The 12,900-nt window shown below is 56.1% G+C and carries 11 protein-coding genes and 1 riboswitch; of the genes, 8 read left to right on the top strand and 3 right to left on the bottom strand.

Annotation, left to right across the window (positions count from 1 at the left end):
- Window positions 1-196 precede the first annotated feature (196 nt).
- The gene (argE, locus tag B498_RS08935) at window positions 197-1,348 is read right to left on the bottom strand and encodes an acetylornithine deacetylase (protein WP_008501790.1); all 1,152 of its coding nucleotides are present in this window, start codon (window positions 1,346-1,348) and stop codon (window positions 197-199) included.
- Window positions 1,349-1,436: 88 nt separating this feature from the next.
- Here argE and argC point away from each other — a divergent pair, with 88 nt between their 5' ends.
- The 4 genes from argC (at window position 1,437) to oxyR (ending at window position 5,909) form a co-directional block, all read left to right on the top strand.
- Window positions 1,437-2,441: an N-acetyl-gamma-glutamyl-phosphate reductase gene (gene argC, locus B498_RS08940; protein ID WP_008501789.1), complete on the top strand. Its 1,005-nt coding sequence runs from the start codon at window positions 1,437-1,439 to the stop codon at window positions 2,439-2,441.
- A gap of 6 nt (window positions 2,442-2,447) precedes the next feature.
- Complete coding sequence (gene argB / locus B498_RS08945; RefSeq protein ID WP_086538377.1) at window positions 2,448-3,224, top strand: acetylglutamate kinase; 777 nt, start codon at window positions 2,448-2,450, stop codon at window positions 3,222-3,224.
- A gap of 105 nt (window positions 3,225-3,329) precedes the next feature.
- A complete protein-coding gene (gene argH, locus B498_RS08950; protein WP_008501787.1) occupies window positions 3,330-4,703 on the top strand; it encodes an argininosuccinate lyase in 1,374 nt (457 codons plus the stop codon).
- Between the two features lie 288 nt (window positions 4,704-4,991).
- Window positions 4,992-5,909: a DNA-binding transcriptional regulator OxyR gene (gene oxyR / locus B498_RS08955; RefSeq protein ID WP_008501786.1), complete on the top strand. Its 918-nt coding sequence runs from the start codon at window positions 4,992-4,994 to the stop codon at window positions 5,907-5,909.
- On the opposite strand, the gene sthA is transcribed toward oxyR, so the two are convergent.
- A complete protein-coding gene (sthA, locus tag B498_RS08960; protein ID WP_008501785.1) occupies window positions 5,892-7,292 on the bottom strand; it encodes a Si-specific NAD(P)(+) transhydrogenase in 1,401 nt (466 codons plus the stop codon). The two genes, oxyR and sthA, sit on opposite strands and share 18 nt — an antisense overlap.
- Before the next feature lie 196 nt (window positions 7,293-7,488).
- Here sthA and fabR point away from each other — a divergent pair, with 196 nt between their 5' ends.
- Both fabR and B498_RS08970 read left to right on the top strand, forming a co-directional pair.
- Window positions 7,489-8,127, top strand: a complete 639-nt coding sequence (fabR, locus tag B498_RS08965; RefSeq protein ID WP_008501784.1) for an HTH-type transcriptional repressor FabR — start codon at window positions 7,489-7,491, stop codon at window positions 8,125-8,127.
- Between the two features lie 9 nt (window positions 8,128-8,136).
- Window positions 8,137-8,496 (top strand): YijD family membrane protein, encoded by a 360-nt coding sequence (locus B498_RS08970; protein WP_008501783.1) that lies wholly within the window; start codon window positions 8,137-8,139, stop codon window positions 8,494-8,496.
- Window positions 8,497-8,585: 89 nt separating this feature from the next.
- Here the strand turns inward: B498_RS08970 and trmA are convergent, their stop codons facing one another.
- Window positions 8,586-9,686 carry a tRNA (uridine(54)-C5)-methyltransferase TrmA gene (trmA, locus tag B498_RS08975; protein WP_008501782.1) on the bottom strand — a complete coding sequence of 367 codons (1,101 nt, stop codon included), beginning with the start codon at window positions 9,684-9,686 and terminating at the stop codon, window positions 8,586-8,588.
- 104 nt (window positions 9,687-9,790) lie between these two features.
- Window positions 9,791-9,967, top strand: a riboswitch (cobalamin riboswitch).
- A gap of 65 nt (window positions 9,968-10,032) precedes the next feature.
- Here trmA and btuB point away from each other — a divergent pair.
- The gene (gene btuB / locus B498_RS08980) at window positions 10,033-11,880 is read left to right on the top strand and encodes a TonB-dependent vitamin B12 receptor BtuB (RefSeq protein ID WP_008501781.1); all 1,848 of its coding nucleotides are present in this window, start codon (window positions 10,033-10,035) and stop codon (window positions 11,878-11,880) included.
- Window positions 11,825-12,676 carry a glutamate racemase gene (gene murI / locus B498_RS08985; protein WP_008501780.1) on the top strand — a complete coding sequence of 284 codons (852 nt, stop codon included), beginning with the start codon at window positions 11,825-11,827 and terminating at the stop codon, window positions 12,674-12,676. The genes btuB and murI overlap by 56 nt, the downstream gene beginning before the upstream one ends.
- The last annotated feature ends 224 nt before the right edge of the window (window positions 12,677-12,900 follow it).

The following is a 12,900-nucleotide window of genomic DNA, read 5'->3' as shown; positions in this document are numbered from 1 at the left end:
TGGACATTATTTTGTCATCTCCCTTTATAAAGCCACGTAAAACCCCCGTCGTCAATTGCTGCGAAAACGGTTCAGCAAACGAATAAATGTGGGCAATTTACGAAATTTAATTCGCATTGCGTCAGATAAGAGATGCTTATGGAAATGTGACGGAGATCGCGGGATTTTCCCCTCTCTTCCGAGAGGGGAAAGGTCATTAATGCCAGCAGAAATGATGTACAACCTGGGTAATCAGTTCGCGGGTGGGCTTGATAAAGCGGGTTTCAAGATACTCATCCGGCTGGTGCGCCTGGTTGATGGAGCCAGGGCCAAGAACCAGCGTCGGGCACAGCGTCTGAATAAACGGTGCTTCGGTGCAGTAGTTCACCACGTCAGTCTTTTCACCGAGCAGCTTTTCCACCACTTCGACCAGCTGATGGTCCGGCGGGCATTCATAACCCGGGATCGGCGGGTGCAGTTCCGAGACCGTCAGACGGCCCGGCCAGCGCTCACTCACCGGGGCCAGCGCTTCGTTCAGTAAACCATCCAGATCGCTCAGGGTCATGCCCGGCAGCGGTCGGATGTCCATGTGCAGCTCGCAGCAGGCGCAGATACGGTTCGAGGCATCACCGCCGTGCAGGCTGCCGAGATTGAGCGTTGGATACGGCACGGTGAACGCCTCATAGTGGTAACGCTCTTTCAGATCGTCGCGCAGGGTCATGATGCGGCCGATGGCGTCATGCATCAGCTCAATGGCGTTGACGCCGCGCGCCGGATCGCTGGAGTGGCCGGACTGGCCGAGCACGCGCACGGCGGTAGAGATATGGCCTTTATGCGCGCGAATCGGTTGCAGAGACGTCGGCTCGCCGATGATCGCGCAATCCGGACGAATCGACGTGTTTTCTGAGAAGTAGCGCGCGCCCGCCATGCTGGTTTCTTCATCGGCGGTCGCCAGAATGTAGAGCGGTTTTTTCAGCTTCGTCACGTCCACGTCACGCAGCGCGTCGAGGATAAAGGCGAAGAAGCCTTTCATGTCTGCGGTGCCCAGACCGTAGAGCTTGTTGTCGTGCTCGGTCAGGGTGAACGGATCGCGCGTCCAGCGGCCATCGTCAAACGGCACGGTGTCGGTGTGACCGGCCAGCAGCAGGCCGCCCGCACCGGTTCCGGTACTGGCGAGCAGGTTAAATTTGTGACGAGTGCCGGGGACGGGCTGAACCTCAACGTTAAACCCAAGATCGCTAAACCAACCCGCCAGCAGATTGATTAAAGACTCATTGCTCTGATCCAGCGCTTCTTCCGTTGCGCTGATGGACGGTGTGGCAATCAGGGCGCGGTAGATCTCGATAAATGGCGGTAAGTTCATTTTCATTGTTGACACACCTTAGGTCGTGATAGTATCAATATTCATGCAATAAATGTGAATAAAAATACATTAACGTTGAGCATAAAGGAACCCGATGTTGAATACGCTGATTGTAGGCGCTAGCGGTTATGCGGGCGCAGAGCTTGTAAGCTACGTGAATCGCCATCCACATATGACCATAACCGCTTTGACCGTGTCAGCGCAAAGCAATGATGCAGGAAAGTTAATTTCCGATTTGCATCCGCAGCTTAAGGGCCTGGTCGATCTGCCTTTGCAGCCCATGTCTGACATCAGCGAGTTTACCGACGGCGTCGACGTGGTGTTTTTAGCCACCGCGCACGAGGTCAGCCACGACCTGGCGCCGCAGTTTCTGGCAGCCGGATGCGTGGTCTTCGACCTCTCCGGCGCGTTCCGCGTTAACGACGGCGCGTTCTACGAAAAATATTACGGTTTCACCCATCAGCATCCGGATCTGCTTGAAAAAGCGGTGTACGGCCTGGCGGAGTGGAGCGCAGATAAACTGAAAGAAGCGGATCTGATTGCTGTCCCGGGCTGCTACCCGACGGCGGCACAGCTTTCCCTGAAGCCGCTGATCGACGCCGGGCTGCTGGATCTGAACCAGTGGCCGGTGATCAACGCCACCAGCGGCGTGAGCGGAGCAGGGCGCAAGGCCGCCATCTCCAACAGCTTCTGCGAAGTGAGCCTTCAGCCGTATGGCGTGTTTAATCATCGCCATCATCCTGAAATCACCACCCATCTGGGCGCTGACGTGATTTTCACGCCGCATCTGGGCAGCTTCCCGCGTGGGATCCTCGAAACCATTACCTGCCGCCTGAAGCCTGGCGTGACCAAAGAGCAGGTGAATGAGGTCTTCACGCAGGCGTATGCGGACAAACCGCTGGTGCGCCTGTACGACAAAGGCGTGCCGGCGCTGAAAAATGTGGTCGGCCTGCCGTTCTGCGACATCGGCTTTGCCGTGCAGGGTGAGCATCTCATCGTGGTGGCCGCAGAAGATAACTTACTGAAAGGCGCTGCCGCTCAGGCAATGCAGTGTGCAAATATTCGTTTCGGTTTCCCGGAAACGCAGGCTCTTATTTAAGGTGTGATGATGAACCCATTAATTATCAAACTCGGTGGTGTACTGCTGGACAGCGAAGAAGCGCTGGAGCGTCTGTTTACCGCGCTGGTGAACTATCGCGAATCACACCAACGTCCGCTGGTGATTGTGCACGGCGGCGGCTGCGTGGTGGATGAGCTGATGAAAGGGCTCAACCTGCCGGTGATCAAGAAGAACGGCCTGCGCGTGACGCCTGCGGATCAGATTGACATTATCACCGGTGCGCTGGCGGGTACGGCGAACAAAACCCTGCTGTCCTGGGCGAAGAAACACCACATTGCCTCCGTTGGCCTCTATCTGGGCGATGGCGACAGCGTAAAAGTGACCCAGCTCGACGAAGCGCTCGGTCACGTTGGACTGGCGCAGCCGGGTTCGCCTAAGCTGATTAACACGTTGCTGGAAGGCGGTTTCCTGCCGGTGGTGAGCTCTATCGGCGTGACCGAAGAGGGCGAGCTGATGAACGTTAACGCTGACCAGGCGGCAACTGCACTGGCGGCAACGCTGGGTGCGGACCTGATCCTGCTCTCCGACGTGAGCGGCATTCTGGACGGTAAAGGCCAGCGCATTGCGGAAATGACTGCGGCAAAAGCCGAGCAGCTGATTGCGCAGGGCATCATCACCGACGGCATGATCGTCAAAGTGAACGCCGCGCTGGATGCGGCGCGCACGCTGGGCCGTCCGGTTGATATCGCCTCCTGGCGTCACGCGGAGCAATTGCCGGCGCTGTTTAACGGCACGCCGATTGGCACGCGTATTCTGGCTTAAGATTCTGTGCCGGATGGCGCTTCGCTTATCCGGCCTACGTGAATTGTGTAGGCCCGGTAAGCGCAGCGCCACCGGGCAAAAATATCATCATTAAGGAAATTCGTTATGGCACTTTGGGGTGGGCGTTTTACACAGGCAGCGGATCAGCGGTTCAAACAGTTCAACGACTCTTTGCGCTTCGACTACCGCCTGGCCGAACAGGATATTGTCGGCTCTGTGGCCTGGTCCAAAGCGCTGGTGACCGTTGGCGTACTGACCGCAGACGAACAGCAGCAGCTGGAAGAGGCGCTGAACAATCTGCTGGAAGAAGTGCGTCTGGATCCGCAGCAAATTCTGCAGAGCGATGCCGAAGATATTCACAGCTGGGTGGAAGGCAAACTGATCGACAAAGTCGGTCAGTTGGGTAAAAAGCTCCACACCGGGCGTAGCCGTAACGACCAGGTCGCCACCGACCTGAAGCTGTGGTGTAAAGATACCGTCGCGGAGCTGCTGGCGGCTAACCGTCAGCTGCAGACCGCGCTGGTGGAGACCGCACAGAACAATCAGGACGCGGTGATGCCGGGTTATACCCACCTGCAGCGCGCGCAGCCGGTGACCTTTGCGCACTGGTGTCTGGCCTACGTTGAGATGCTGGCGCGTGACGAAAGCCGTCTGCAGGATACCCTGAAGCGTCTGGACGTCAGCCCGCTGGGCAGCGGCGCGCTGGCGGGTACCGCTTACGAAATCGACCGTGAACAGCTGGCAGGCTGGCTGGGCTTTGCCTCCGCCACCCGTAACAGCCTGGACAGCGTCTCTGACCGTGACCACGTGCTGGAGTTGCTCTCCAATGCCTCTATCGGGATGGTGCACCTGTCGCGCTTTGCCGAAGATCTGATCTTCTTTAACTCCGGTGAAGCGGGCTTCGTTGAGCTGTCCGATCGCGTGACGTCAGGCTCATCCCTGATGCCGCAGAAGAAAAACCCGGACGCGCTGGAGCTGATCCGCGGGAAATGTGGCCGCGTGCAGGGCGCGCTGACCGGCATGATGATGACCCTGAAAGGGCTGCCGCTGGCGTACAACAAAGATATGCAGGAAGACAAAGAAGGGCTGTTCGACGCGCTCGACACCTGGCTCGACTGTCTGCATATGGGCGCGCTGGTGCTGGACGGCATTCAGGTGAAGCGTCCGCGCTGTCAGGAAGCGGCGCAGCAGGGCTATGCGAACGCGACCGAGCTGGCGGATTATCTGGTGGCGAAGGGCGTACCGTTCCGTGAAGCGCACCATATTGTCGGTGAAGCGGTAGTGGAAGCCATTCGTCAGGGTAAACCGCTGGAAGATCTGGCGCTGGCCGATCTACAGAAATTCAGTGCGGTTATCGGGGATGACGTCTATCCGATACTGGCGCTGCAGTCCTGCCTCGACAAGCGTGCGGCGAAAGGCGGCGTGTCGCCTAAGCAGGTGGCGCAGGCAATTGCGGAGGCGAAAAACCGCCTGATTTGATGCCTGAAACGTCGGGTGGCGGCTTCGTCTTACCCGACAAACCCCAGCCCAACCCTGAGTTGGGCTTTTTTACGCAAAAAAAAGCGGACCACGGGGTCCGCAAAAGTTCACGTTGGCTTTAGTTGTTCGAGTTTTGAGAGAAACTCGCTGACGGTGCGGGGACGTCAAGGGTAAACACGTGCCGCCTCGTCTATGTGGTGTATTATTCAACAGAATGCTTGATAGGGATAATCGTTCGTTGCTATGCTATCTATCGCCTTGAACTATCGTGGCGACGGAGGATGAATAATGAATATTCGTGATCTTGAATACCTGGTAGCGTTAGCCGAGCATCGTCACTTTCGCCGCGCGGCAGATTCCTGCCACGTCAGCCAGCCCACGCTGAGCGGCCAGATCCGCAAGCTTGAAGACGAGCTGGGCGTGATGCTGCTGGAGCGCACCAGTCGTAAGGTTCTGTTCACACAGGCAGGTCTTCTGCTGGTGGATCAGGCGCGCACCGTGCTGCGCGAGGTCAAAGTGCTCAAGGAAATGGCAAGCCAGCAGGGGGAGGCGATGTCCGGCCCGCTGCATATTGGCCTGATCCCAACCGTTGGCCCGTACCTGCTACCGCACATCATTCCGATGCTGCACCAGACGTTCCCGAAACTCGAAATGTACCTGCACGAAGCGCAGACGCATCAGCTGCTGGCGCAGTTGGACAGCGGCAAGCTCGACTGCGCCATTCTGGCACTGGTAAAAGAGAGTGAGGCCTTTATTGAAGTGCCGTTGTTCGATGAGCCGATGATGCTGGCGATCTATGAAGATCACCCGTGGGCGAACCGCGATCGCGTGCCGATGGCCGATCTGGCGGGTGAAAAGCTGCTGATGCTGGAAGATGGCCACTGCCTGCGCGACCAGGCGATGGGCTTCTGTTTCGAAGCGGGTGCTGATGAAGATACCCACTTCCGCGCAACCAGCCTGGAAACCCTGCGAAATATGGTCGCGGCGGGAAGCGGTATTACGCTGCTGCCTGCGCTGGCGGTGCCGCACGAGCGTAAGCGTGATGGCGTGGTCTACTTGCCGTGCATTAAGCCAGAGCCGCGTCGTACGATTGGCCTGGTTTATCGCCCGGGTTCACCGCTGCGCAGCCGCTATGAGCAGCTGGCAGAGGCCATCCGCGGTGCGATGGATGGCCATTTTGACAGCGCGTTAAAACAGGCGGTTTAAGCCGTTCAGCGCGGCTACCCGATAGGCTTCCGCCATGGTCGGGTAGTTAAAGGTGGTGTTGACGAAGTACTCAATGGTGTTACCACCACCTTTCTGCTCCATGATCGCCTGGCCGATATGAATGATTTCCGCGGCGCGTTCACCAAAGCAGTGAATCCCAAGGATCTCTTTCGTCTCGCGATGGAACAGAATTTTCAGCGTACCCACGCTCATCCCCACGATTTGCGCCCGCGCCAGATGTTTAAACTGCGCACGACCCACCTCGTAAGGCACCTTCATTGACGTCAGCTGCTGCTCGGTTTTGCCGACTGAGCTGATTTCCGGGATGGTGTAGATACCCGTCGGGATATCTTCAATCAGATGCGCCGTCGCTTCGCCCTTCACCAGCGCCTGAGCCGCAATGCGTCCCTGGTCGTAAGCGGCGGAGGCCAGGCTTGGGTAGCCAATCACGTCGCCGACCGCGTAAACGTGCGGCAGGGCGGTCTGATACATGCTGTTGACCTTCAGCTGACCGCGGCTGTCGGTTTCAAGCCCGATATTTTCCAGCTGCAGGGAATCGGTGTTGCCGGTACGGCCGTTGGCGTACAGGAGGCAGTCCGCTTTCAGCTTCTTGCCGGACTTCAGGTGCATGATCACCCCGTCGTCACAGCCTTCGATCTTCTCGTATTCTTCGTTGTGACGAATCACGACGCCGCTGTTCCAGAAGTGGTAGGAGAGGGAGTCCGACATCTCCTGATCGAGGAAGGCCAGCAGGCGGTCGCGAGTGTTGATCAGGTCAACTTTGACGTCCATTCCGCGGAAGATCGACGCATATTCGCAACCAATGACCCCTGCGCCATAGATAATGACGTGGCGGGGTTCATGGTGCAGGCTCAGAATCGAGTCGCTGTCGTAGACGCGCGGGTGCGAGAAGTCCACGTCGGCCGGATGGTACGGGCGTGAACCGCAGGCAATCACAAATTTTTCAGCGGTGATGGTTTCAACCGATCCGTCGTGGCATTCGAGTGCCAGGGTGTGTTCATCCACAAAATGCGCGTTGCCCTGCAAAATTTCACAGTGGTTACGCTCATAAAACCCCTGACGCATGCGCGTCTGCTGGTTAATGACGGTATCCGCGTGATTCAGGATGTCGGCAAAAGAGGAACGAAGAAGTCGGGAGTGGTCGCTGTAAAGAGGATTCTGGTTAAATTCGATAATGCGGCTAACGGCGTGGCGGAGGGCTTTCGAAGGGATGGTGCCCCAGTGGGTGCAACCGCCGCCGACATTATGGTAGCGCTCAATGACCGCTACTCTGGCTCCCTGTTTCACCAGACCCATAGCAGCACCTTCGCCGCCGGGGCCGGAACCAATAACTATTGCGTCGTAATCGTAGGAATGTGGCATGGTAAGGCTTACCTGTTCTTATACATAAAAGCAACAGAATCATAACATCATTGCCAGAGTAACCCAATTATCGTTGTGCTTTTTTCCGGCAGTGGAGCACAAACCGCACGTAAACAATCATTCACAAAGCCAGGCAAACAGATTAATTTTATTCTCTGGTATAGTGCCATCAGGCCTTTGGAAGGATTCAACTATCGTGATGGGCGTAAGAGCACAACAAAAAGAGAAAACCCGGCGTTCGCTGGTGGAAGCCGCATTCAGTCAACTGAGTGCTGAGCGAAGTTTTGCCAGTTTGAGCCTGCGCGAGGTTGCACGCGAGGCCGGGATTGCGCCAACGTCCTTCTATCGTCACTTCCGTGATGTGGATGAACTGGGCCTGACCATGGTCGACGAGAGCGGTTTGATGCTGCGCCAGCTGATGCGCCAGGCGCGTCAGCGTATCGCCAAAGGGGGCAGCGTGATCCGTACCTCCGTGTCGACCTTTATGGAATTTATCGGCAATAACCCCAACGCGTTTCGTCTGCTTCTGCGCGAGCGTTCGGGCACGTCGGCGGCGTTTCGTGCCGCCGTCGCGCGCGAAATTCAGCACTTCATCGCGGAACTTGCCGACTATCTTGAACTCGAAAACCATATGCCGCGTGCGTTTACCGAAGCACAGGCCGAGGCGATGGTGACGATTGTTTTCAGCGCAGGTGCCGAAGCGCTGGATGTCAGCATTGAACAACGCAAGCAGCTTGAAGAGCGACTGGTATTGCAGCTCAGGATGATCTCCAAAGGCGCGTACTACTGGTATCGCCGTGAACAAGAGAAACTGGCACATCAAACCGAAGAGTGAAGGTGAGTAATGAAACAGTCAGGTCAGGATAAAGGGACGCTGTTGCTGGCATTGATCGCTGGCTTATCCATTAATGGTACGTTCGCCGCTATTTTTAGCTCCATCGTGCCGTTTTCGATTTTCCCGCTGATTGCGCTGGTGCTGACGGTGTACTGCCTGCATCAACGCTACCTGAACCGCACCATGCCGGTGGGGTTACCGGGGCTGGCCGCCGCCTGCTTTATTCTGGGCGTATTGCTGTACAGCACGGTGGTGCGCGCGGAGTATCCGGATATCGGCTCTAACTTCTTCCCTGCGGTACTGTCTGTTGCGCTGGTGTTCTGGATTGGCTCGCGCATGCGTAGCCGTAAGAGCCAGTTACCGGAGTAAAGGTTTTTGTCATTGTAGGCCGGATAAGCGAAGCGCCATCCGGCTTTTTTGGCAGGTGGCGCTTCGCTTACCTGCCCTACAAGGCCACATTACTTCGCCGTGAGCAGTACGCCGCACTCCATATGGTGCGTATACGGGAACTGATCGAACAGCGCCAGACGTTCAACCTTGTGCGTCTGGCCTAACGTTTCCAGGTTTTTGCACAGAGTCTCCGGGTTACAGGAGATGTACAAAATACGCGGGTACGCCTGCACCATCTTCTCGGTTTCGCTGTCCAGGCCACTACGCGGCGGGTCGACAAAAATCGTCTCACACTGGTAGCTCTTCAGATCGATTCCTTCCAGACGGTTAAACTGGCGTACGCCGTTCATTGCCTGCGTGAACTCTTCTGCGGCCATACGAATGATCTGCACGTTGTCGATATGGTTGGCGGCAATGTTGTACTGCGCGGCGGCCACCGACGGTTTGGCGATTTCGGTTGCCAGAACGCGCTCGAAGTTACGCGCCAGTGCCAGCGAGAAGTTGCCGTTACCGCAGTAGAGTTCAAGCAGATCGCCCTTAGACTCTTCCGTCGCCTTCAGCGCCCACTCCAGCATCTGCACGTTCATCGCGGCATTCGGCTGGGTAAAACTGTTCTCCACCTGACGATAGACCATCTCTTTACCCGCCACCGGCAGGCGCTCGTCGACGTAGTCCTGATCCAGCATGATTTTGGTTTTTGTCGCACGGCCAATCAGGTGAACGTTGATGTTCTGCGCACGCAGCGCATCACGCAGGGCTTCGGCCTGCTCGCGCCACTCGTCGTTCAGGGCTTTGTGATACAGCAGTGAGACAATGGCCTGATTGCTTTGCGTGGTCAGGTAGTCAATCTGGAACAGCTTGTGGCGCAGCACCGGGTTGTTACGCACGCCTTCAACGATCAGCGTCATCAGCTGATTGATAAGCTCGCTCGCTGCCGGGAAGCTGTCCACGCGAATGCGGGATTTCGTCTGCTGATCGAAAATGATGTGGTACAGGTCGTCACCGTCGTGCCAGATGCGGAACTCTGCACGCATGCGGTAGTGGCTGACAGGAGAGCGGAACACCTCGGGAACGGGCGCGTTGAAAGGCGTCATCATACTTTGCAGGCGGACGACTTTCTCTGCCAGCTGCGCGTCGTACTGTTCTGTCGGGAGGTGTTCTGGGGTCATGATGCGTCCTGAGTGATAAAGAATTACGCGGCGATTGTAGGCATTGTTCAGGGGATGTCCAGAGTTAATGGCCAATAGCTGTCTGGACATCCATACGTGTCTAATTGTAGCATTCTGTTTCCGGTCTCCTGAGAGTGAAAAGGGAATCCAGTGTAAATCTGGAGCTGACGCGCAGCGGTAAAGACTGGCGGGATGAGCGTTGTAGACACTGTGAAAATGGGAAGTCTTCATCCTTATATAGCCACCTAGCCCGAAGACCTGCCGGGATCACGTCGCATTTGGTTTCATCATCGCGTGCTATCGATGAGGCCTGCGGCATCCTTCTTATATTGTGGATGCTTTAACAATGATTAAAAAAGTATCGCTGCTGACGGCGTTGTCCGTCACGGCATTTTCGGGCTGGGCGCAGGATAGCGCAGACTCGTTGGTGGTGACGGCAAATCGTTTTGAACAACCTGAAAAAACTATTCTGGCAGCAACCTCGGTTGTGACGCGTGCCGATATTGACCGTTGGCAGTCAACCTCGGTGCTGGACGTTATGCGTCGCCTGCCCGGCGTGGATACGGCGCAAAGTGGTGGGATGGGGCAACTCTCCTCTCTCTTTATCCGTGGCACCAACTCCAGCCACGTCCTGATCCTTGTTGATGGGATCCGCCTTAACCAGGCGGGCGTCACGGGGTCGTCCGATCTCAGCCAGTTCCCAATCTCCCTGGTGCAGCGAATCGAATATGTTCGTGGACCGCGTTCGGCGGTATACGGCTCAGACGCGATTGGTGGTGTCGTAAACATTATTACTACTCGTGCGAAGGACGGTACCACGCTGAATGCTGGCGTAGGCTCACACGGCTATCAGAATTATGGCGGCAGTACTCAGCAAACACTGGGTGACAGCACGCGCGTCACGCTTGCGGGTGATTACACCTATACCAAAGGGTTTGATGTGGTTGCGGACGGCAACAATGGTGGCCTTGCCCAGACCGATCGCGACGGTTTTATGAATAAAACGCTCTACGGCGCACTGGATCACGCATTCTCAGACCAGTGGAGCGGTTTTGTTCGCGGCTTTGGCTACAGCAACCGTACGGCCTACGACGGCTACTACAGCTCCTTTACCCCTGACGTACTGGTCGATACCCGCCAGCTCTATAGCCAGACCTGGGATGCAGGATTGCGCTTCAACGATGACATCTTCCATTCGCAGCTGCTCACCAGCTATAGCCACAGCAAGGACTATAACTACGACCCAAATTTAGGCCGCTACGATTCGACAGCCACGCTGGATGAAATCAAACAGTACAACGTCCAGTGGCTCAACTCCGTTGATGTTGGCCATGGGAACATTGGCGCGGGCGTTGACTGGCAGAAGCAGAGCACCGAGCCGGGTACAAACTACGTGACCAACGGCTACGACCTGCGTAACACCGGCGTCTACCTGACCGGGCTGCAGCAGTTTGGTGACTTCACCCTGGAAGGGGCGGTTCGCAGCGATGATAACTCTCAGTTCGGTCGTCATGGCACCTGGCAAAGCAGTGCGGCCTGGGAGTTCGTGGAGGGTTACCGTTTCGTTGCTTCTTATGGTACGGCCTATAAGGCACCGAATCTGGGTCAACTCTACGGTTTCTATGGCAATGACCATCTTGATCCAGAAGAGAGCAAGCAGTGGGAAGGTGCGTTTGAAGGCCTGACGGCGGGCGTGAGCTGGCGCGTATCCGGCTACCGTAATGACGTTGATAATCTCATCGACTTCGATAATAACCTTCAGCAATATTACAACGTCGGTAAAGCGCGCATTAAAGGCGTGGAGGCGACAGCATCGTTTGATACGGGTCCGTTGACGCATACTGTTGGCTATGACTACGTGGATGCCCGAAATGCCGCAACCAACGAACTTCTGGATCGTCGTGCTAAGCAGCAGGTGAAATATCAGCTCGACACGCAGATCTATGATTTCGACTGGAGCCTGACTTATCACTATCTCGGTACGCGTTACGACACTGACTTTGGTACTTACCCGTCTGAGAAAGTAAAAATGGGCGGTGTAAGCCTGTGGGAGGTCGCAGTTTCGTATCCTGTCACCTCACACCTTACAGTTCGTGGTAAAATAGCCAACCTGTTCGATAAAGATTACGAGACAGTTTATGGCTACCAAACTGCAGGACGGGAATACACCTTGTCTGGCAGCTACACCTTCTAATCCGCGCCCTACCGTGCTGGTGTTTGATTCCGGCGTCGGTGGGCTTTCGGTCTATGATGAGATTCGGCATCTCCTGCCGGATCTCCATTACATCTACGCCTTCGATAACGTCGCTTTCCCGTATGGGGAAAAGAGCGAAGATTTTATTGTCGAGCGCGTGGTGGAAATCGTCACTGCGGTACAACAGCGTTATCCCCTTGCGCTGGCCGTTATCGCGTGTAATACGGCGAGCACCGTTTCTCTTCCCGCCCTGCGTGAAAAATTCCAGTTCCCGGTTGTGGGCGTCGTCCCGGCAATAAAGCCTGCCGCGCGTCTGACGGCGAACGGCATTGTGGGCCTGCTGGCCACGCGAGGTACGGTAAAGCGTCCTTATACCCGCGAGCTGATCGACCGTTTCGCCAACGAATGCCAGATTGCGATGCTCGGTTCGGCTGAGCTGGTAGAGATGGCGGAAGCGAAGCTGCATGGCAAGGCGGTATCACTCGACGAGCTGCGTCGTATTCTTCGTCCGTGGCTGCGGATGCCTGAACCCCCGGATACCGTTGTGTTGGGCTGTACCCACTTCCCGCTACTCCATGAAGAGTTATTAGAGGTGCTGCCGGAGGGGACACGCCTGGTGGATTCCGGAGCGGCTATTGCCCGTCGTACGGCCTGGTTGCTGGAGCATGAAGCCCCGGATGCGAAATCTACGGATGCGAATATCGCGTTTTGTATGGCGTTAACAAAAGAAACTGAACAACTTTTACCCGTTTTACGCCGTTATGGCTTTGAAACGCTCGAAAAACTGGCGCTATAGCACGGTTTTGAGCAAAAAAGAGACGGTTGAAAGTTTTTTTTTAAAGAGGGGTTGTCAACGTCTGAGAACTCCCTATAATGCGCCTCCACTGACACGGAACAACGGCTTACAGGCCGCCGGGTTAGCGGGGTTCAGAGATGAACGCCAACAGAGAAAAGCGAAAATAATCACTTGACTCTGAATGAGGAAAACGTAATATACGGGACCTCGCAACGGTGAGCGAA

It is taken from the genome of Enterobacter sp. SST3 (assembly GCF_000286655.1).
In the GTDB taxonomy this organism is placed as follows: Bacteria; Pseudomonadota; Gammaproteobacteria; order Enterobacterales; family Enterobacteriaceae; genus Enterobacter; species Enterobacter roggenkampii.
This window is presented reverse-complemented; position numbering and strand designations above follow the sequence as displayed.